Genomic DNA, 20,546 nt, shown 5'->3' on the forward strand with positions numbered 1-20,546 from the left:
TGCTCCGCCTCCGCTTGAGGCCCCACCTACGCTCCAGAGGGGGGTGCCGGCGGCTCCGCAGCGGTGCCTCGGGGCTGGGGGAGCGAGGGGCAGGACGCGCATACTCGCCAGGGGGCAGCGCCCCCGACCGACGCCGCCCGTTCCCCGCCGGGGATCCGCACCGCATCCGCATCGGCGCCCCCGGCCCTGTTCGAGAGGACTGCCATGACCGAGACCGGATACCGCGTGCAGAACCCGCGCACCGACGAGGTGGAGGAGCGCTTCCCCACCCTCCCCGACGTCGAGGAGGTCCTGGCGCGCGCGGAACGGGCGCAGCGGGCGTGGGCGGCCCGGCCGCTGAGCGAGCGGGCGGAGATCGTCCGGAGGGTCGCGGACCTGTTCGAGGAGCGCAAGGAGGAGCTGGCCCGGATCATCGCCACCGAGATGGGCAAGCGCCACACCGAGGGCGTGGAGGAGGCCGAGTTCAGTGCGGCGATCTTCGAGTACTTCGCGCGCAAGGGCCCCGAGCTCGCCCGGGACCAGCCGATCGAGACCGTCGGTGGGGGCCGCGCCGTGATCCGTCGCCTGCCCCTGGGCACCCTGCTCGGGGTGATGCCCTGGAACTTCCCGTACTACCAGGTGGCCCGCTTCGCGGCGCCGAACCTCGTGCAGGGCAACACGATCGTGCTCAAGCACGCGGAGATCTGCCCGCGCTCCGCCCAGGCAATCCAGCAGATCATGGACGACGCCGGCCTGCCCGAGGGTGTCTACCAGAACGCCCGCGCCAGCCATGAGCAGGTGGCGGAGATGATCGCCGACCCCCGCATCGCCGGGGTGTCCCTGACCGGGTCCGAGCGGGCCGGCTCCGTGATCGGGGCCCTGGCCGGCCAACACCTGAAGAAGGCCGTGCTCGAACTCGGCGGCTCGGACCCCTATGTGGTGCTCGACGCCGAGGACGTCACCGCCGCCGCCCGCACCGCATGGCAGACCCGCATGTACACCATGGGGCAGGCCTGCAACTCCAACAAGCGGATCATCGTGCTGGCCGACCTCTATGAGGACTTCGTTGCCGAGCTCATCCGCCTGGCCTCCGAGATGACTCCCGGGGGCACGGACAGCGACGATCCGCGCGTGTACACGCCGCTGTCCTCGCGCGGGGCCGCCGAGGCCCTGGCCGCACAGGTGGCCCGGGCCCGCGAGCAGGGTGCCACCGTGCATGTCGGCGGGGACCTGCTGGATGAGACCTCCGCCTACCTGGCGCCGGCGGTCGTCACGGGCGTCACCCCGGAGATGGATGCCTACCGTGAGGAGCTGTTCGGCCCGGTGGCCGTGGTCTACCGGGCGGCGGACGCCGAGGAGGCCCTCCGCCTGGCCAACGACACCCCGTTCGGCCTGGGCGGCGCCGTCTTCTCCCAGGACGAGGGCCGGGCGTGGGAGCTGGCCGAGCGTCTCGAGGTGGGCATGGCCAACGTGAACACGCCCGCCGGTGAGGGCGCGGAGCTCCCCTTCGGCGGCGTCAAGCGCTCGGGCTTCGGCCGTGAGCTGGGCCCGCTGGGCATGGACGAGTTCGTGAACAAGCAGCTGTTCTTCGTCCAGGACTGACACCCCCCGCACCTGCCCGTCCCACCTCATCGACGGCCACATCCACACCGACGACGCCGGCTCCGCACCTTCCGCGTGGAAGGCGCGGATCCGGCGTCGTGCGGCAAGGGCGCGCCTCAGGCGGCGGCCAGGGCTGCGGAGACCTCGGCGAGGCCCTCGCGCAGCAGCTCCTCGGGGATGGTCAGCGGGGGCAGGAAGCGGATCACGTTCCCATAGGTGCCGCAGGTCAGCAGCACCACCCCGGCCGCGCGGGCGGCGGAGGCGACCGCCGCCGTCAGGGCCGCATCCGGCTGTTTCGTCGCCGGGTCCACGAGCTCCACGGCCATCATGGCGCCCTGCCCGCGGACCTCGCCGATCCGCGCGTCCGGGTGCTGCTCGAAGTGCTCCCGGATGACCTGCTCGATCCTGCGGGCCCGCTCCAGGAGCCCGTCCTCCTCGACGGCCTCGAAGACGGCGAGGGAGGCGGCCGTGGCCACCGGGTTGCCCCCGAAGGTCCCGCCGAGGCCACCGGCGTGAACGGCGTCCATGATCTCGGCCCGACCGGTCACCGCCGAGAGCGGCATGCCCCCGGCGATGCCCTTGGCCGTGGTCAACAGGTCCGGTTCGACGCCGGCCGCCTCGCAGGCGAACCAGGCGCCGGTGCGGGCGATGCCGGACTGCACCTCGTCGGCGATGAACAGCACGCCGTGGGCCCGACACCACCGGGCGACCGCCGGCAGGAACCCCTCGGCCGGGACGATGAAGCCGCCCTCGCCCTGGATGGGCTCCATGATCACGGCGGCCAGGTTCTCCGCGCCGATCTGCTGCTCCATCACGCGGATGGCCCGCGCGGCGGCAGTGGGCCCGTCGAGGCCGTCACGGAGGGGGTAGGAGCCCGGCACGCGGTACACCTCGGGGGCGAAGGGGCCGAAGCGGTGCTTGTAGGGCATGGACTTGGCCGTGAGCGCCATGGTCAGGGTGGTGCGGCCGTGATAGGCGTGATCGAACGCCGCCACGGCCTGCCGGCCGGTGTGAGCGCGGGCCACCTTCACGGCGTTCTCCACGGCCTCCGCCCCGGAGTTGAACAGGGCCGAGCGGGTCGGCCCGGAGATCGGGGCCCGCTCGCCCAGCCTCTCGGCGACCGCCACGTAGCCCTCGTAGGGGGTGACCATGAAACAGGTGTGGGTGAAGGCGGCGACTTGCTGTTGCACAGCCTCTACAACTCTCGGGTGGGAGGCGCCCACGGAGGTGACGGCGATGCCGGAGCCGAGGTCGATCAGGCGGTTGCCGTCCACGTCCTCGATGACGCCGCCGCCGGCCCGGGCGGCAAAGACGGGCATGGTCGTGGCGACGCCGGCGGGGACGGCCTCGGCCTGTCGGGCAGCGAGCGCCCGGGAACGGGGACCGGGGATCTCGGTGACGAGGCTGCGGGTCTGCTCGAGGCCGGCAGCAGGGGTGAGGGAGTCGGTCATGGTGCCTTCCTGGAGAGAGGGGACGGGGTGGGGCGTCTGCGCTCGGCGGACTCGACGGCGGCCTGCACCACGGGTGCCAGGCGCCGCACGCCTTCCACGAGGGTGTCCTCGTCGACGAAGGAGTAGGCCAGGCGCAGGGTCGAGTGCATGCCCTCCACGGGGGTGAAGGCCGCCCCGGGCACGAACACCGCCCCGGCCTCGATGCCGGCCCGCATGAGCTCCACGGTGTCCACCCCGGGCGGCAGACGGCCCCAGAGGAAGAAGCCGCCGCGCGGGGCGGTGTACTCGAACCCCGGCCTCCAGTGCTCGTCGACGGCCGTCTGGAGGGCCCGGGCCCGGGCCCGGTACAGGCCGGTCACCTCCCGCACGTGCCCCTGCCAGTCGAACTCCTCCACGAACGCCGTGGCGAGCATCTGGGAGGTGGTGGAGGCGTGGATGAACGCAGACTCGGCACACAGGTAGAACTCGCGCTTGAGCGCGGCCGGCACCAGCGCCCAGCCCACCCGCACCCCCGGGGAGAAGATCTTGGACATCGTGCCCAGGTAGACCGTGCGCTCGCGGTGCCGGGCCGCGATGGGGGCCAGCGGGGCGCCGTCGAAGGCGATCTGCCCGTAGGGGTTGTCCTCCACGATCAGCACGTCGTGCCGTGCGCACATCTCGGCCACTTCGTCGCGCCGGTCCTCGGGCAGCAGCAGCCCGGAGGGGTTCGCGAAGGAGGGGATCGTGTACAGGAAGGCCACGCGGCGGCCTTCGCTCCGCAGCCGCGTCAGGGTGGCGTCGAGTGCGGCGGGCACCAGCCCGTGCTCGTCCGTGGGTGTGGCGACGGCGTCCAGCTGCCAGGTGGTGAAGCTCGTCAGCGCGCCCACGAAGGTGGGGTCCTCCACCACGACGACGTCCCCCGGGTTCGCGAAGGCGCGGCAGGCGGTGTCGATGGCCGCCTGGGAGCCGGGGGTCACCACCACGAGGTCGGGGTCGGCCCCGGGCAGGCCGTCCGCGGCCATGACGGTGCAGGCGGCCTGCCGCATCCGTTCGGTGCCCTGCCCCGGGCCGTACTGCAGGGAGGTGGTGCCCTCCTGGGCCACCAGGCGTGCCGCGGCGGCGCCGAGCTCCTCCAGCGGCAGCCCGGACAGCCACGGGTTGCCCCCGGCCAGGGACACCAGGGAGGGGTCCATGGCGATGTCGAACACGTCGCGCACGGCGGACTGCCGCACCCCGGCGGCGCGGTCGGACAGGTGCGAGCGGGTGGGGGCGCTCATGTCTGGTCTCCTTCCGGGCGGAGGTGCTCGAGATGGGAGGGCGCCCACATCCTCAGTCGGGTCTGGACCACCACCACGCGGGGGCCCCGCCCCTGCAGGGCCCGGCGCAGGGCGTCGCCCACCTCGCCCACGGGCACCGTCTCGGCGGGCACCCCGAACGCCTCCGCCAGTGCCGCGAAGTCGGGGCGGGCGAGCTCGGTGGCGGTGGCCCGGCCGAACGTGTCCTCCATGTACTCGCGCAGGATGCCGTAGCCGCCGTCGTCGATGATCAGCCAGGTCACGTCCGCTCTGTGCTGGCGGGCGGCGGCGAGCTCGGCGATCGAATACATGGCCGAGCCGTCCCCGGCCACGGCGAGCACCCGGGAGGGTGAGACGCCCTCATCGTCCGGGACGCCCTCGGCATCCGAGACCTTCTCCGCCAGCGCGCCGGGCTCCTCCGCCGCACCGGGCGGTGCCGCGTCCGCCGAGGCCAGCCCGACGGCGGCCCCGAACGCCGCCGGGAACGCGTACCCGAGCCCGCCGGCCCCTTGCGCGGAGTGGAACTGCCCGGAGCGGGCGTCCCAGCAGTTCCACGCCCAGTAGGCGGCGATCGTCATGTCCCAGAAGGTCTGCATGCCGTCCGGGACGGCGGCGCGGATGTCCGCCATCAGGGTGCGCTCGCGGTGCAGGTCCTGCCCGTCCAGGCGGGCGGCGACCCTCGCGTTCACCTCCGCGACCACCTCGGCGGCGTCGCGGCCGTGCCAGCCGTGCGGGGGCCGGGGTGTGCCCCGCAGCGCCGCGGCGAGGGCCTCGAGCGCCTGCCCGGCGTCGGCCCGGACCCCCAGGGTGGGGTGGTTGGTCTCCAGGACGCGGGGCTCGGCGTCGATCTGGATGAGCCTCCCGCGCGGGTCCAGGGTGAAGTAGTTGGAGGTGATCTCGCCCAGGGAGGAGCCCACCACCAGGAGCACCTCGGCGTCCTCGAGGAGGGCGGTCACGTGGCGGTCCTCCACCCACCCGCCCAGGGAGAGCGGATGCTCCCAGGGGAATGCGGTGTTGCCGCCGGGGGAGCAGACCACGGGGGCGTCCAGCAGTTCGGCCACCTCCTTCAGGGCGGCCTGCGCGGCGGGGCCGGAGCGTCGCACCCCGCCGCCGGCCACGATCGCCACGCGGGCGGCTTCGGAGAGCCACCGGGCGGACTCGGCCACGAGCTCGGCCCGGGGCGGGTGGTCGTCGGGCACGGCGAGGGCGTCCTCCACGGGCGGGACCATGGTCTCCCCGAGCAGCACGTCCTGGGGGATCTCCACCCAGACCGGGCCCTGGGGCACGGTGACGGCCTCGGCCCAGGCGTCCTGGATGGCCGAGGGGATGCCGGAGGCGTGGTGCACCGTGAACTGGGCTTTGGTGACGTTGCGGGCCGAGGCCTTCTGGTCGTCCAGCTGGTGGAGCATGCCCTTGCGGCGCGCCCCCAGCCCCGACAGCGGGATTTGTGAGGCCACCACGACGATCGGCACCCCCGTGGCGTAGGCCTCCTCCAGGCCGGCCAGGGAGGTGAGCGCGCCCGGGCCGGTGGAGAGGAACAGGACGCCGACCTCCCCGGTGGCGCGGGCGTAACCGTCCGCGGCGAACGCGGCGTTGTTCTCCACCCGGTTGGACACGAATGTCAGGCCGGAGCGGGAGAGCGCGTCGAACAGGCCCAGGGCGTGCTGGCCGGGGATGCCGAACACGGTGCGGGCGCCGAGGGCCTGGAGGGTCTCCACGGCGAGGTCGCCTCCGGTGCGGCGCGGGGTGGCGGTCTCGGGGGTGCTCATGCGGCGTCCTCCTTGGCCTTCCGGGCAGCGCGGCGCTCGGCCAGGAGCGTGATGAGGTCGTAGGCCACATGGGAGGCGGCGATGCCGGTGATCTCCGCGTGGTCGTAGGCCGGGGCCACCTCCACGACGTCGGCACCCACCAGGTCCAGTCCGCGCAGCCCGCGCAGGATCTCCAGCAGCTCCCGGCTGGTGAGGCCGCCGGCCTCGGGGGTGCCGGTGCCGGGGGCGTGGGCCGGGTCCAGCACGTCGATGTCCACGGAGATGTAGAGGGGGCGGTCGCCGATGCGCTGGCGCAGGGCGTCCACGACCTCGTCCACGCCCCGGCGGAACACGTCCGAGGAGGTGACGATGCCGAATCCGAGGCGATGGTCGTCGTCGAGGTCCTTCTTGCCGTAGAGGGGGCCGCGGGTGCCCACGTGGGAGATGGCCTCGGTGTCGAGGATGCCCTCCTCGACGGCGCGGCGGAACGGGGTGCCGTGGGTGTACTCGGCGCCGAAGTAGGTGTCCCAGGTGTCCAGGTGGGCGTCGAAGTGCAGCAGGGCCACGGGTCCGCCGGCGCGGGCGGCGGCGGCCCGGAGCAGCGGCAGGGCGATGGTGTGGTCGCCACCGAGGGTCAGCAGGGAGGAGCCGTCGGCGGTGAGGTCCAGGGCGTCCTGCTGAATGGTCTCGATGGCCTCGTCGAGGTGGAAGGGGTTGACGGCCATGTCGCCGGCGTCGACGACCTGCGCCTGGGCGAACGGGGAGGTGTCCGTGGCGGGGTTGTAGGGGCGCAGCAGCCGTGAGGACTGGCGCACGTGGCCGGCCCCGAACCGGGCGCCGGGCCGGTAGGACACGCCGGCGTCGAAGGGTACGCCGACCACCTTGATCTCCGGGGTGTGCCCGGCGGCCACCGCCTCGTCCAGGCGGGGGAGCAGGGCGTAGGTGGGGGCTCCGCCGTAACGGGGCACGAGGGCGGAGTTCACGGGGCCGAGGCGGCCCTCCTCTGTGACGCGGGGGATCTGGAGCATCGTGTCTCCTCTGTTCAGGTGTGGCCCAGGAGGGTCCACAGCACGATCGACGGGGTGGGGTCCGGGTTGGTCCAGGTGTGGGGCTCGCGGCCCGGGAAGGTGACGGTGTCCGACTCCTCCAGCAAGTGGGAGGCGGTGCTGGTGTGCAGCTCCAGGCGCCCGCGGACCACGTGCACCGCCTCCACGCGGCAGTCCACGGTGTAGAGCTCCTGCTCGCCGTGGCCGTGCGGGGCGATCTCGGCCCGGATGATCTGCAGCTCCTGGCGTCCGCGGGGGGTGAGCAGGCGCTCGGTGATGCCCTCCCCGCCGAGGCTGATGGCCGGGGCCTCGGCCAGGCGCACATGGGAGACGTCCGGGAGGTCGAGGACCTCCCCGGGGGTGGCGCCGAGAACCTGGCAGAGGGTCATCAGCGTGCTCACCGACGGGCTGGTGAGGTCACGCTCTACACGGGAGAGGAATCCCTTGCTGACGTTCGCGGCCTCGGCCAGCTGCGCCACGGTGAGGCGGCGGGCCTCGCGCAGGGCGCGCAGCCGGGCCCCGATCCGGGGTGCGGCCGGGTCGGTCTGCAGGGGCAGCGCCTTCATCGGTGGCCTCCGCGCAGGTGGGGGCGGGCCAGCACGCGGGCGGGTGCGCCGTCCGCGCCGGCCAGGGGGAGGGGGTGGACCTCCAGGTGCACCCGGGCCCTCCAGTCTGCCGTGGTGTCGGTGGCCTCTGCGCTGGACTTCTCGGCGCCCGTCATCTCGGGGCGCAGCGCCCCGAGGTGGGCGAGGTTCTCGAGCAGCACGCCGTCGCGGCCGAGGAACAGGGCATGCACGGGGAAGCCGTCGCCGGCCTCAGGAACGGGGGAGGTGGGGTCCGGGCTGAGGCAGTCAGTGCCCAGCAGTCGCACGCCGCAGTCCCAGAGCCGGGCCGCGGCCTCGGCGGACAGGTGTGGGTGGCTGCGCAGCCGGTGCTCCCGTTCGGGGCCGGCCGGGGCGTCCCAGTGGGCGTCCCAGCCGGTGTGCAGAAGTACCCGGACGGGCACGGGGGTGGCGGCGTCCAGCAGGGCGGTGATGCGGTCGGCGTCGATCTCCTCGCCGGGGCCGACGCCGGCCAGGCCGAGCACCAGCGCCTCACCGCACAGCTCGGCGTGAGTGAGCTGGTCCACCGTGCGGCCGCCGGGCACCGTGTGGGCGGGGGCGTCCACGTGTGTGCCGGCGTGGGAGCCGAACGCCAGCGCCGTCACGGCCACGCCGTTGCGTTCCAGGGTGAGGGCCGGGCGGATCCGCACGCAGGGGTCGCCCGGGTACACCGGGGCACCGTCGGTGAGCAGGTGGGAGAGCAGCAGGGGAGCGGGGTTCTGCTGGTGCATCCGATGCCTCCCTTCGGTCCTGGTTCTGGGTAGGTGCCCTGTTGTCGTGTCAGGGCCCGGTCGTCGGAGAACCTGTTGCCCCTGGTGAAACCAGTGTTTACGGTAGAGCTACTTGTTGTGACGCGCAACACTGTGCGATCCGCTCGGTTGCGTCCCTGTCTCGGAGGTGTCCTTGGCTTCGCTCAACATGCTCATCATCGCCGCATACCTGGTCGGCATGCTCGCCTTCGGATGGTGGGGCAGGACGCGTGCCACGACCACCTCCGACTACTTCGTCGCCGGTCGTCGGCTCGGCCCGGCCCTGTACACCGGGACGATGGCGGCCCTCGTGCTCGGCGGTGCCGCCACCGTCGGCGGGGTGGGCCTGGGCTACACCCACGGCATCTCCGGGCTGTGGCTCGTGGCGGCGATCGGCACCGGCGTCACGCTCCTGTCCGTCTTCTTCGCCCCCGTCCTCTCCCGCCTCCGGATCTACACCGTCTCCCAGATGCTCACACTGAGATACGGGCCCGGCGCGGTGAACAAGGCCGCCTCGTTCGTGATGCTCGCCTACACGCTCATGCTCGCGGCCACCTCGACGGCCGCCTACGCCTCCGTGTTCGTGGTCCTCTTCGGCTGGGAACGATGGCTGGCCATCCTGGTGGGAGGTGCCGTCGTGCTCGTCTACTCCGTGCTGGGCGGCATGTGGTCGATCACCCTGGCGGACATGGTGCAGTTCCTCATCATGACCGTCGGCCTGTTCCTGCTCATGCTGCCGATCTCCCTGGCGCAGGCCGGAGGCTGGGCCGGGATGCGCGAGCGGCTCGGAGCCGAGTTCTTCGACCTCGGGGGAATCGGCCTCCAATCGATCATCACGTACTTCGTGGTCTACACGCTGGGCCTGCTGATCGGACAGGACATCTGGCAGCGTGTATTCACGGCCCGCTCGCCCCGGGTTGCCCAGGTGGGCGGGGCCGCCGCCGGCGTGTACAGCATCCTCTACGGCCTGGCCGGCGCGATCATCGGCATGGCCGCAGCGGTGGCCCTCCCGGGCATCGAGACCCCGGACGACGTCTACGCCTCGGTGGCCCAGCAGCTCCTGCCCCTGGGCGTCGGCGGCATCGCACTGGCCGCTGCCGTGGCCGCGATGATGTCCACCGCCTCGGGTGCGCTGATCGCCGCCGCCACCGTGGCCCGCACGGACATCGTGCCGATGCTGCGCGGCGGGCGCACCTCGGCTGAGTCGGCCGCGGCTGTCTCCGATGCCGGGGACGAGGCGGTGGAGGAGGACGTCACCGCCGACCGCTGGTGGGTCCTGGGACTCGGCGTCGTGGCGCTGATCGTGGCCATCCAGGTGCCGGATGTGGTGGCCGCGCTGACCATCGCCTACGACATCCTCGTCGGCGGCCTGCTCGTGGCCATCCTGGGCGGGCTGCTGTGGCGGCGGGGCACAGGGCTCGGTGCCGCATGCTCCATGGCGGCGGGGGCGCTGGGCACGCTCGTCACCATGGGTGTCCTCGAGCTGCGCGCGGAGGTGCCCTTCGCAGGGGTCTACGCCAACGAACCCATCTACATCGGCCTGGCGCTCTCGGCTGTCGTGTACGTCGTGGTGAGCCTGCTGAGCCGCCCCACCGACGAGCGGATCCTCGCCGCCTGGCGGCAGAGGTCCCAGCGGCCGCCCACCCGGGCCGTATCCTGAACGCCCGTGAGCACCGTGACCAAGCAGATCACCCGCAACATCGCGCCGGAGGCCGCCCCGCTCGTGCGCGGTTGGGTCCGCCGCGGGCAGGACCTCATGGAGGGGTTCGATGGCTACCTCGGTTCCGGCCTGGTGCGGTTGGAGTCGGACTCTCGGGTGTGGCACATGGTGTACCGATTCGCGGACGAGCAGAGCTGCCGCGCCTGGGAAGAGTCTGTCCAGCGGGCGGACTGGGCCGCGGAGATGGCCGGTCAGGTGGTCTCCGAGGAGGTCACCGCCCGCACCGGCCTGGAGGGCTGGTTCGACCCGGCGGAGATGGCCACCCCTGCCGCGCCCCCGCGGTGGAAGCAGATGATCGTGATCTTCCTCGGCTTCTTCCCCATGAGCCTGCTGGGCCAGTGGGTGCTCTCCCATGTGCTGCCTAAGGGGTTGCCCCTGCCCGTGCGTGTGGTCACGAACGTCTGCCTCGTACTGCCCTTCATGGTCTACTTCGTGCTGCCCACCCTCACCCGCTGGTTCCAGCCGTGGCTGCACCGGGGCCGGGCCACTGGTGCCTGAGCCGGCCGTTTCACACCGTCACCCCGGCACCGGGGGAGGGCTAGACTGGAGGCTCTCGACTGCGCACCACGGGCCCTGTTCAGCGCGCCCGGAATCCGCATGAAACCGCCGATCCTGACCTGAGAAGGATGTGTCGTCCCCATGACCGCGAGCCCGGATCCCGCGCCCCACCACGGCCCGTCCGTCCACGACCACCTCGTGGAGGCCGTCAACTGGAACCGCATCCAGGACGAGAAGGACAACGAGGTGTGGCAGCGCCTCGTCAACAACTTCTGGCTCCCCGAGAAGGTGCCGCTGTCCAACGACATCCAGTCCTGGAACACCCTCACCGACGACGAGCGCCTGCTCACCATGCGCGTATTCACCGGCCTGACCCTCCTGGACACCATCCAGGGCACTGTGGGCGCCGTCTCGCTCATCCCGGACTCGCTCACCCCGCACGAGGAGGCCGTGCTCACGAACATCGCGTTCATGGAGTCCGTGCACGCGAAGTCCTACTCCTCGATCTTCTCCACGCTGGCCTCCACCCCGCAGATCGACGACGCCTTCCGCTGGTCCCGTGAGAACGCCTACCTGCAGAAGAAGGCGCAGATCGTCCTGAGCTACTACGACGGCGACGACCCCCTCAAGCGCAAGGTGGCCTCCACCCTGCTGGAGTCCTTCCTCTTCTACTCCGGCTTCTACTGGCCGATGTACCTCTCCAGCCACGCGAAGCTGACCAACACCGCAGACCTGATCCGTCTGATCATCCGCGACGAGGCCGTGCACGGCTACTACATCGGCTACAAGTACCAGCGCGGGCTGGACGCCCTCCCGGAGGAGCGCCGTGAGGAGCTCAAGGCCTACACGTTCGACCTGCTCTTCGAGCTCTACGAGAACGAGGTGGCCTACACCCACGACCTCTACGACGCCGTCGGGCTCTCCGAGGACGTGAAGAAGTTCCTGCACTACAACGCGAACAAGGCCCTGATGAACCTGGGCTACGAGGCGATGTTCCCGGCCGAGCTCACCAACGTGAACCCGGCGATCCTCTCCGCGCTGTCCCCGAACGCGGACGAGAACCACGACTTCTTCTCCGGCTCCGGCTCCTCCTACGTGATCGGCAAGGCCGAGGCCACCGAGGACGACGACTGGGACTTCTGACCCCACCCGCCTGAACCGCCCGGACGCCCGCGTCCGCAGGCGACGACGACGCCGGCCCACCTCCTCCGCGCGAGGGCGTGGGCCGGCGTCGTCCCCGTTATGTGACCCTCTGCGGGTGATCTGTACCACAGGGTGAGAATGCGGGCCCGTGGTGCGCTATTGTGGGGCCAGCTTCACGAGCAGCGGCTTACGGATCCGCCCCCGGCGGACCCACGTGGTCCCAGGACGAGCCGCTCACCAACCCCATGTTCACGGGTGGTACCGGACCAGAAGCGGCCCGCCTCCGCCGGGAGACCAGCACGGTCGAACGGTGGCTGGAGGACGGGCAAGAGCAGCGTCTGAAAGGAATTCCGGCCGTCGGCCCCGGGCGTTCGACCGCCCGCCCCACCGCACGGATCCCCGCCTCCGCGGCCTCGCGCCGCGCACCGGCATCCTGAGCCTCCGTGCGGACCCACCTCCCGCCCCTGCCCGACCGCACCCTGCGGCCGGCGCACTGCACACAGGAGTCCCTCATGACCCAGCAGAACCTCTCCCGCCGGTCCTTCGCCGGCCTGTCCCTCGCCGCCGTCGGCGCCCTCGGCCTCACCGCGTGCAACTCCCAGGCGCAGAACAACGGCGGCACCTCCGCTGACGGCACCCCCCGGGTGCGCATCGGCGTCGTCTCCGAGCACGAGACCCACCGCCTGCTGGCGAAGATCGCCAAGGAGGAGCACGGCATCGACGTGGAGATCCGCAACTTCACCGAGTACAACCAGCCGAACCCCGCCCTGCACAACGGCGACGTGGACATGAACTGGTTCCAGCACATCGCCTACCTGGCCGACTACAACCAGTCCTCCGGCGACGACCTCACCATGATCGGTACCACGGAGATCATCCCGCTGCCGCTGTACTCCAAGAAGTACAAGGACGTCTCCGAGTTCCAGAAGGGCGACGTCGTCGCCATCCCGAACGACACCGTGAACCAGGCGCGCGGCCTCAATGTGCTCGTGGCCGCCGGCCTCCTCACGCTCAACAAGGAGACCATCCGCCCCGAGCCGCGCGACATCGACGAGGCGGCCTCCACCGTGACGGTGCAGCCCGTGGCCCCGGCACAGACCGTGAACGCGCTGGAGTCGGTGGCCGGGGCCATCATCAACAACAACTTCGCGGCCGATGCCGGGATCGACGTGAACACAGCCGTCTACAAGGACGACCCCCAGGACGCCTCCGCCAAGCCGTACGTCAACGGCTTCGCCGTGCGCCAGGCCGACCGGGAGAACGAGACCTACAAGAAGATCGCGGCCCTGTACCACGACGAGCGCGTGCTCGCCGAGTCCGCCGAGCGCTCCTCCGGCACCTCCGTGCCCGTGACGCTGGACGCCGCGCAGATCGACGAGACCTTCAAGCAGTACCAGGACGCGACCGCGTCGCAGGGCGCCTGATCCATGGTGGGAGCGCACATCGCCGAGCAGGCCGGCAGCCCGCCCGGGCATCCTTCCGAGGATGCCCGGGCGGGCGAGCCCGTCATCGTCTTCGACCACGTCAGCCGCGTCTTCGACGGCCGCAACGGCCAGGTCAAGGCCGTGGACGACGTCAGCCTCACCGTGCAGCGCGGGGAGGTGTTCGGCGTCATCGGCTTCTCCGGCGCCGGCAAGTCCACCCTGATCCGCATGATCAACGGGCTCGAGCAGCCGACCTCCGGCACGGTCACCGTGCTGGGGGAGCAGGTCTCCGGGCGGTCCGAGTCCGCCCTGCTGCCCCTGCGCCGCCGCATCGGCATGGTGTTCCAGCAGTTCAACCTGCTCACCTCCCGCACCGTGGCCGGTAACGTGGAGTACGCCCTGGCCACCGCCGGGTGGCCCAAAGCCCAGCGTAAGGCCCGCGTGGCCGAGCTGCTGGACTTCGTGGGCCTGGGCTCCAAGGCCAAGCACTACCCGGAGCAGCTCTCCGGCGGCCAGAAGCAGCGCGTGGGCATCGCCCGGGCGCTGGCCGCCGACCCGGAGATCCTCCTGGCCGACGAGGCCACCTCCGCCCTGGACCCCTCCACCACCTCCGAGGTGCTCTCTGTGCTGCGGCGCGTGAACGAGGAGCTCGGCGTGACGATCGTGGCCATCACCCACGAGATGGAGGTCATCCGCTCCATCGCCGACCGGGTGGCCGTGATGGACACCGGCCGCGTGGTGGAGACCGGGCGGGTCTACGACCTGTTCTCCCGCACCCAGCACTCCGAGGACGCCGCCTCCTTCGTGGCCACCGCCCTGAAGGACCGCCCCAACGCCGAGGAGATCGCCCGCATCCGCGAGCGCACCGACGGCCGCCTGGTGATGGTGTCCCTCAAGGACTCCGGCGCGGTCTCCGCCGTGCTCGGCTCCGCCGAGGGGCGCGGGGTGCGCTTCGAGATCGTCCACGGCGGGGTGTCCGCCACCAAGGACTCCGCCTACGGCCTGCTCACCGTGGCCCTCACGGGTGAGCCGGCGGCGGTGGAGGCGTTCATCGCGGACCTGTCCGCGGCCGGTGACGTGCAGGAGGTTCAGCCGTGATCCAGGACATGTTCAACCTCGACTGGTCCTACTACGGCCCCGAGCTGTGGGCGGCGATCGGGGACACGATCTACCTCGTGTTCTGGGCCTTCCTGCTGGGCGGTCTGTTCGGTCTGCTCGTCGGCCTGGTGCTCTACACCACCCGCCCCGGGGGCATCTACACGAACCGGGCGGTCTTCGCGATCACGAACTTCATCGTGAACCTGATCCGTCCGATCCCGTTCGTGATCCTCATCGCCGCGCTGCAGCCGCTGACCATCCAGGTGGTCGGCAGCGGCATCGGCAACACCGCCGTGGTGTTCTGCATGGTCTGGGCCTCCACGTTCGGCATCGCCCGCATCGTGGAGCAGAACCTCGTCTCCCTGGACCCCGGGGTCATCGAGGCGGCCCGGGCCATGGGCGCCTCACGGCTGCGGATCGTGCGCACCGTGGTGCTCCCGGAGGCGCTGGGCCCGCTGATCCTCGGCTTCACGTTCGTGATCATCGCCCTGGTGGACATGGCCGCGCTGGCGGGCATCATCGGCGGCAACTCGATCGGCAACTTCGCGATCGTCGAGGGCTACAACCGGTTCCGCCCGGAGGTCACCTGGATCGCGGTGATCGTCGTGATCGTGTTCGTCCAGGCCCTGCAGCTGCTGGGCAACGCGCTCGCGCGCCGCGTCATGCGCCGCTGACCGCCCCGACCGCGTCACACCGGCCGGCGCCTCCCGCACGGGAGGCCGCCGGCCGGCGTCGTTCTGGCAGACTTCCGCTATGGACCAGACCGCGGACACCGATCAGGCCCCCGCCCCGGGCGCCGACCCCCGCGCCTTCTTCGTGAGGCTCGGCCCCCCGGAGACCGCCGAGGGGGTGCGCACGTCCCGGATGCGCTCCACCGTGCACGCCCAGGGCGCGTGGCGGGCCGAGGAGATGCACATGGCCGCGGTCTCCGGGCTGCTGCTGCACGAGGTCCTCGCCCATGAGACCACCGCGGGGCTGCGGGTGGCCCGGCTCTCCTACGACATCCTCGGCACCCTGTGGGGCGGCGAGCTGGAGGTCCGTACCCGCACGCTGCGCCCGGGCCGGACCATCGAGCTCGTGGAGTCCGTGCTCCGCACCCGCGGCCGGGACGTGCTGACCCTGCGCGCCTGGCTGCTGGGCCCCACGGACACCGCCGCGGTGGCCGTCCTGCCGGACGAGCCCCTGGCCCCGCGCCCGCAGACCGTGGAGGGCAACGCGATGTCCGTGTGGCCCGGCGGTTACATCGCCTCCCTGACCGGCGCCGCCGTGGAGGGGCACGCCCCCGGCCACGGCCGGGTGTGGCTGAGCACCGACGTCGAGATGGTGGCGGGGGAGCCCACCCCGGACGTCGTGCGCCTGATCGGCCTGGCCGACACCGCCAACGGCATCGCCCCCGCCCTGCCGGCGCGCCCGGGCGGCTGGTTCTTCCCCAACGTGGACCTGCAGATCCACCTGGTCCGCGAGCCCGCCGGCCGCTGGCTGGGCCTGGCCGGGAAGGTGAGCGTGGGCCCGGACGGCGTGGGCCTGACCAGCACCGTGCTCCACGACGACGACGGCCCCTTCGCCCACGCCGAGCAGACACTCACCGTGCGTCACTGGCCTGAGGAGGGCTCCCTGTGAACACCCCGCAGAACAACGGACAGACCCCCCGGACCGGCACGCTGCTCTGGACCGTGCAGGAGCGCACCCTCGGGGCCGCCGCGGACCTGGACTGGGCCACCGACGAGCTGGCCGTGGTCCGCCAGGCGGCCGCGGCCGGCGAGACGGTGCCGGACCTCGTGCGCATCTACGTGCCCGAACCCACCGTGGCCTTCGGCCAGCGCGACGCCCGCCTGCCCGGCTTCGAGTCCGCAACCCAGGCCGCTCGCGCCCACGGCTTCGAGCCCGTGGTGCGCCGCGCCGGAGGACGGGCGGCCGCCTACCACCACGGCTGCGTGGTGGTGGACCACCTCAGCGCCGAGCCGGACGCCGCCCTGCGCCAGCGCCAGCGCTTCTCCGACTTCGCCGACCTGTTCGTGGACGCCTTCGCCGCCGCCGGCGTGCCCTCCCGGGTGGGGGAGATCCCGGGGGAGTACTGCCCCGGGGAGTTCTCCGTGCGTGGGGACGCCCCCGAGCACCCCGTGAAGCTCGCCGGCTCCGCCCAGCGCGTGGTCAAGGGGGCCTGGCTGTTCTCCACCCACGTGGTGGTCACGGATTCCGCGCCTCTGCGGGCTGTGCTCGAGGACGTCTACCGGGAACTGGGCCTGGAGATGGACGCCCGCACCGTGGGCGGGGCCTCGGACGTGTTCGAGGGGGTAGACGTGCCCGGCTTCGTGGACGCCCTGCGCGAGCAGTACACGCACTGGGCCGACGCGCAGGGGCTCACCGTGGTGGACGCCCCGACCCCGCGCACCTGAGGCGAGGGCGCGGCGCGGTCGCGCGCCCGAGGTGCCCGTGGGCTGGAGGTACGCGAACCGGGACCGGTCCGGGACCGGTCAGCCGCGCGTCGGACCCAGCAGGTGCCGGATGGTGCGCTTCGGCGTGGGCACGAACCCGGCCGCCACGGCGCGGGCTCGGTCGGCGGCATCCGAACGGTACAGCGCCCAGCCCCGCCGCAGCAGGAACGGCACCGGCTTACGCCGCTCGGCCACGTCCCGGCCGAAGCGACGCACCGCGGTGACGGTGCGCGCGGAGTCGATGTACAGGGCCGTGAACGGCACCCCGGCCCGGGTGAGCGCGGCCGGCATGCGGTGGGCGAAGATGCCCTCGGCCACGATCGGCCCGTCCCCCTCCAAGGACACCAGACGGGCCCCAGTGCGGGAGGACGTGGTGATGCTGTACTCCGGCACAAGCGTCGAGCCGGTCTCCAGCAGCTCCACGATCCCATCCACCGCGGCCTGCTCATCCCACGTCAGGTGGTGGTCCCAGTCGATCTCCCCATAGGGGGTGCGCGGCATCGCCGGGCCGGGCCCGCCGTGCTCCGGGTCCTCCCCGATCTCCCGGTAGTAGGCGTCCAGGGGGAAGTGCGGGCGGCCGTGCCGCCGCGCCAGATACGACTTCCCCGCACCGGACGCCCCGCCCAGCAGGACCACCCGGGGAGGAACGGGGGCGGCGTCGGCCGGCTCGGGCACGGGGGCGGACTCGGGCGAGGAGGAGGGGGCGGTCACGGTCCCCCATTCTGGACCATCGGCGGGGTGCTCAGTGGCCCCGGTCGATCCACTCCTGCAGGTGCGGGCGCTCGGCGCCGATCGTCGTGGAGTCCCCGTGCCCGGTGTGCACCACGGTGGCCTCCGGCAGGGTGAACAGGCGCTCGCGGATCGAGGCGATGATCGTGTCGAAGTCCGAGTAGCTGCGCCCGGTGGCCCCCGGCCCACCCTGGAACAGGGTGTCCCCGGAGAACACGACGCCGGTCGGGGCGCCGTCGTCGCCGGCCTCGCCCAGGCGCGGGGCGTGCAGGCACACCGAACCGGGGGAGTGGCCCGGGGTGTGCAGCACGCGCAGCTCGACGCCGGCGACCTTCAACACGTCCCCGTCGGCGAGCTCGCCGTCCGGCTCCTCGTCCGGGAACACGGCGTCCCAGAGCATCCGATCGGCCGGGTGGATGAGCACGGGGGCGTCCACCATCTGCCGGAACTCCTGGACCTGGCGGATGTGGTCGTCGTGCCCGTGGGTGAGCACGATCGCCAGCACCTGGCGGCCGTTGACCTTCTTCCACACGGCCGAGGCGTCATGGGCGGGGTCGATCACCACCACCTGCTCCGCGCCGCCGACGATCCACACGTTGTTGTCCACGTCGAACGTCTCCCCGTCCAGGGAGAACGTGCCCGAGGTGACGAGGTGATCGATGCGCGCCATCAGAGCACCACCACCGAACGCAGCACGTCGCCGGCCTGCATGGTCTCGAAGGCCTCGTTGACCCGGTCCAGCGTGGTGGTCTCCGTGACGAACTCGTCCAGCGGCAGCCGGCCCAGCCGGTACTGCTCCACGAGCATCGGGAAGTCCCTCTCGGGCAGGCAGTCCCCGTACCAGGAGGACGTCAGCGCACCGCCGCGGCCGAACACCTCCAGCAGCGGCAGGTTCAGCTGCATCTCCGGGGTGGGCACACCCACGAGCACCACCCGGCCGGCCAGGTCGCGGGCGTAGAACGCCTGCTCGTAGGTCTCCGGGCGGCCCACCGCCTCGATCACCACGTCCGCACCGAAGCCCCCGGTGGCCTCACGGATGGCCTCCACCGGGTCCTGCGCCGTCGCGTCCACGGTGACCGTGGCGCCCAGCTCCTCTGCCTTGGCCAGCTTCTTGGCGTCCACGTCCACGGCGACGATCGTCGTCGCCCCGGCCAGCGTGGCCCCCGCGACGGCGGCCACGCCGACGCCGCCGCAGCCGATCACGGCCACGGACTCGCCGCGCTGCACCGCACCGGTGTTCATGGCCGCGCCGATGCCCGCCATCACCCCGCAGCCCAGCAGCCCGACGGCGGCCTGCTCCTGTGCGGTGTCCGCACCCTCGACCTTCGTGCACTGCAGCGCGTGGACGAGCGTCTTCTCCGCGAACGCCCCGATGCCCAGGGCGGGGGAGAGCTCCGTGCCGTCCTCGAGGGCCATGGGCTGGGCCGCGTTGTGGGTGTCGAAGCAGTACTGCGGCCGGCCCTTCCTGCAGGCGCGGCACTCGCCGCACACGGCACGCCAGTTCAGGATCACGGTGTCCCCGACGGCCACGTGCGTGACGCCCTCGCCGATCGCCGAGACCACCCCGGTGGCCTCGTGGCCGAGCAGGTACGGGAAGTCCTCGCCGATTCCGCCCTGCATGTAGTGCAGGTCCGTATGGCACACCCCGCAGGTCTTCACGTCCACCACGGCCTCACCGGGGCCGGGGTCGGGGATCACGATGGTGGTCAGCTCCACGGGGGCGTCCTTCGCCCGCGCGACGACGCCCTTCACCTTCTGGGGCACGGCTGTCTCCTCTGGTCTCGGGGATGGGTCCGCGGCCCATCCCATCACGGCGGACACCGCCGGGGCACGGGCAGGCGTGCGGCGAGGGGCGGGCGTGCGGCGGGGGGCGGGCGTGCGGCGGGGGGCGGCGCCTACACTGGCGCGCATGTGCGGACGGTATGTGATGGCCCGGGCGGCCGGGGACCTCGTGGCGCTCGGCGGCGGGGTGCTCCCGGACGAGACCCTCGAGATCCGACCGAACTGGAACGTGGCCCCCACCGCGGACGTGCCGATCCTCCTGGAACGGGAGGCGGATGGCAGCGTGCGCCGTGAGCTGCACGTGGCCCGCTGGGGGCTGGTGCCGCCGTGGGCGAAGGAGCTCGCCGTGGGCTCGCGCGCGTTCAACGCCCGCTCCGAGACGGTGACGGTGAAGCCGACCTTCCGTGCCGCGGTGCGCTCGCGGCGGTGCGCCGTGCCGGTGCAGGGCTACTACGAGTGGAGGGCGCCGGAGCCGGGGGCGAAGGGCCCGGACGGGAGGGCCGCGCGCAAGCAGCCGTACTACGTGCACCCGGTGGGCGCAGGCGACGGCGAGGGGCCGGTGATCTGGTTCGCCGGGCTGTACGAGTGGTGGCAGGACCCGGAGGCGGCCGCACGGGGCGAGGACGCGTGGGTGCTCTCGACGACGATCCTCACCATGGACGCGCCGTCCGCCGATGAGGGGGGCGTGCTGGGGGAGCTGGGCGCCCTGCACGACCGGCTGCCCGTGCCGCTCACGGCCGCGACGATGGACGCCTGGTTGGAGCCGGTGAAACTCGGCTCCGCCGATGAGGCCGCCGCCCTCGTGGCGACGGTGACGGCGGAGGCGTTCGACGTGGCGCGGGGCTGGGCCCTGCACCCGGTGGGGACGGCGGTGGGCAGCGTGCGCAACAACGGCCCCGAGCTGATCCAGCAGCTGGAGGACCCCCACCCCACCCTCCTCTGACTCCCGTGGACGAAACGGGAGCCGCCAGATGCATTCCCGTGTATGAAACGGGAGCCCCCGAGGGCACTCCCGTGTATGAAACGGGAGTCCCCGGCCGTGCTCGCGTGCATGAAACGGACGGCCCCAGATGCGCTCCCGTGTGTGATGCGGGAGGTCAGGGTGTGGTGGGGGTGTCGATGGGTCCGGTGCAGCCCCAGGCGGTGGGGTCCACGGTGCAGTCGTCCTCGACGTTGCGGGTCACGGTGGCCCAGATGTCCGCGGTGACCGGTTGCGCGGTCCGGGTCAGCGAGCCGGGGATGCTCTGCCAGGGCCCGTCTCCGACA

Annotated in this window: 19 protein-coding genes; 10 read left to right on the forward strand and 9 right to left on the reverse strand. The window is 72.3% G+C overall.

The features are described 5' to 3' along the window. Positions 1-204: 204 nt before the first annotated feature. Positions 205-1,581: an NAD-dependent succinate-semialdehyde dehydrogenase gene (locus SPI96_RS01855; protein WP_321080668.1), complete on the forward strand. Its 1,377-nt coding sequence runs from the start codon at positions 205-207 to the stop codon at positions 1,579-1,581. 116 nt (positions 1,582-1,697) lie between these two features. Here the strand turns inward: SPI96_RS01855 and gabT are convergent, their stop codons facing one another. The 6 genes from gabT to SPI96_RS01885 are packed head-to-tail and all read right to left on the reverse strand — an operon-like array spanning position 1,698 to position 8,433. Beyond that, complete coding sequence (gabT, locus tag SPI96_RS01860; RefSeq protein ID WP_321080669.1) at positions 1,698-3,032, reverse strand: 4-aminobutyrate--2-oxoglutarate transaminase; 1,335 nt, start codon at positions 3,030-3,032, stop codon at positions 1,698-1,700. After that, positions 3,029-4,288: a PLP-dependent aminotransferase family protein gene (locus SPI96_RS01865; RefSeq protein ID WP_321080670.1), complete on the reverse strand. Its 1,260-nt coding sequence runs from the start codon at positions 4,286-4,288 to the stop codon at positions 3,029-3,031. Before SPI96_RS01865 ends, gabT begins: the two co-directional genes overlap by 4 nt. Beyond that, positions 4,285-6,075: a thiamine pyrophosphate-binding protein gene (locus SPI96_RS01870; protein WP_321080671.1), complete on the reverse strand. Its 1,791-nt coding sequence runs from the start codon at positions 6,073-6,075 to the stop codon at positions 4,285-4,287. The genes SPI96_RS01865 and SPI96_RS01870 overlap by 4 nt, the downstream gene beginning before the upstream one ends. Continuing rightward, positions 6,072-7,082, reverse strand: coding sequence for an agmatinase (gene speB, locus SPI96_RS01875; RefSeq protein WP_321080672.1), 1,011 nt, complete (start codon positions 7,080-7,082; stop codon positions 6,072-6,074). Before speB ends, SPI96_RS01870 begins: the two co-directional genes overlap by 4 nt. A gap of 14 nt (positions 7,083-7,096) precedes the next feature. Continuing rightward, a complete protein-coding gene (locus tag SPI96_RS01880) occupies positions 7,097-7,666 on the reverse strand; it encodes a helix-turn-helix domain-containing protein (protein ID WP_321080673.1) in 570 nt (189 codons plus the stop codon). Further along, on the reverse strand, positions 7,663-8,433 hold the full coding sequence (locus SPI96_RS01885; RefSeq protein WP_321080674.1) for a cyclase family protein: 771 nt from the start codon (positions 8,431-8,433) through the stop codon (positions 7,663-7,665). The genes SPI96_RS01880 and SPI96_RS01885 overlap by 4 nt, the downstream gene beginning before the upstream one ends. A 187-nt stretch (positions 8,434-8,620) precedes the next feature. On the opposite strand from SPI96_RS01885, the gene SPI96_RS01890 reads away from it, so the two are divergent. The 8 genes from SPI96_RS01890 to SPI96_RS01925 all read left to right on the forward strand — a co-directional run bounded on the left by SPI96_RS01890 (position 8,621) and on the right by SPI96_RS01925 (position 16,730). Further along, positions 8,621-10,111 (forward strand): sodium:solute symporter family transporter, encoded by a 1,491-nt coding sequence (locus SPI96_RS01890; RefSeq protein ID WP_321080686.1) that lies wholly within the window; start codon positions 8,621-8,623, stop codon positions 10,109-10,111. Between the two features lie 6 nt (positions 10,112-10,117). Beyond that, complete coding sequence (locus SPI96_RS01895; protein WP_321080675.1) at positions 10,118-10,669, forward strand: antibiotic biosynthesis monooxygenase; 552 nt, start codon at positions 10,118-10,120, stop codon at positions 10,667-10,669. 141 nt (positions 10,670-10,810) lie between these two features. Then, positions 10,811-11,812 carry a class 1b ribonucleoside-diphosphate reductase subunit beta gene (gene nrdF, locus SPI96_RS01900; protein ID WP_321080676.1) on the forward strand — a complete coding sequence of 334 codons (1,002 nt, stop codon included), beginning with the start codon at positions 10,811-10,813 and terminating at the stop codon, positions 11,810-11,812. Positions 11,813-12,324: 512 nt separating this feature from the next. Next, positions 12,325-13,236: a MetQ/NlpA family ABC transporter substrate-binding protein gene (locus SPI96_RS01905; RefSeq protein ID WP_321080677.1), complete on the forward strand. Its 912-nt coding sequence runs from the start codon at positions 12,325-12,327 to the stop codon at positions 13,234-13,236. A 3-nt stretch (positions 13,237-13,239) separates the two neighbouring features. Then, the gene (locus tag SPI96_RS01910; RefSeq protein WP_321080678.1) at positions 13,240-14,334 is read left to right on the forward strand and encodes a methionine ABC transporter ATP-binding protein; all 1,095 of its coding nucleotides are present in this window, start codon (positions 13,240-13,242) and stop codon (positions 14,332-14,334) included. A gap of 8 nt (positions 14,335-14,342) precedes the next feature. Then, positions 14,343-15,008: a methionine ABC transporter permease gene (locus SPI96_RS01915; protein ID WP_321080687.1), complete on the forward strand. Its 666-nt coding sequence runs from the start codon at positions 14,343-14,345 to the stop codon at positions 15,006-15,008. A 79-nt stretch (positions 15,009-15,087) separates the two neighbouring features. Next, complete coding sequence (locus SPI96_RS01920; RefSeq protein ID WP_321080679.1) at positions 15,088-15,954, forward strand: thioesterase family protein; 867 nt, start codon at positions 15,088-15,090, stop codon at positions 15,952-15,954. Then, the gene (locus SPI96_RS01925) at positions 15,951-16,730 is read left to right on the forward strand and encodes a lipoyl protein ligase domain-containing protein (RefSeq protein WP_321080680.1); all 780 of its coding nucleotides are present in this window, start codon (positions 15,951-15,953) and stop codon (positions 16,728-16,730) included. The genes SPI96_RS01920 and SPI96_RS01925 overlap by 4 nt, the downstream gene beginning before the upstream one ends. A 78-nt stretch (positions 16,731-16,808) precedes the next feature. On the opposite strand, the gene SPI96_RS01930 is transcribed toward SPI96_RS01925, so the two are convergent. Genes SPI96_RS01930 through SPI96_RS01940 form a run of 3 tightly spaced genes read right to left on the reverse strand, consistent with a single transcriptional unit; the run spans position 16,809 to position 19,262 of the window. After that, positions 16,809-17,480, reverse strand: coding sequence for a uridine kinase (locus SPI96_RS01930; RefSeq protein ID WP_321080681.1), 672 nt, complete (start codon positions 17,478-17,480; stop codon positions 16,809-16,811). A 31-nt stretch (positions 17,481-17,511) separates the two neighbouring features. Further along, the gene (locus SPI96_RS01935; protein WP_321080682.1) at positions 17,512-18,168 is read right to left on the reverse strand and encodes an MBL fold metallo-hydrolase; all 657 of its coding nucleotides are present in this window, start codon (positions 18,166-18,168) and stop codon (positions 17,512-17,514) included. Continuing rightward, positions 18,168-19,262: an S-(hydroxymethyl)mycothiol dehydrogenase gene (locus tag SPI96_RS01940; protein ID WP_321080683.1), complete on the reverse strand. Its 1,095-nt coding sequence runs from the start codon at positions 19,260-19,262 to the stop codon at positions 18,168-18,170. Before SPI96_RS01940 ends, SPI96_RS01935 begins: the two co-directional genes overlap by 1 nt. A 145-nt stretch (positions 19,263-19,407) precedes the next feature. On the opposite strand from SPI96_RS01940, the gene SPI96_RS01945 reads away from it, so the two are divergent. Beyond that, a complete protein-coding gene (locus tag SPI96_RS01945; RefSeq protein WP_321080684.1) occupies positions 19,408-20,223 on the forward strand; it encodes an SOS response-associated peptidase in 816 nt (271 codons plus the stop codon). The last annotated feature ends 323 nt before the right edge of the window (positions 20,224-20,546 follow it).

The organism is Micrococcus sp. (assembly GCF_034179925.1).
GTDB lineage: Bacteria > Actinomycetota > Actinomycetes > Actinomycetales > Micrococcaceae > Micrococcus.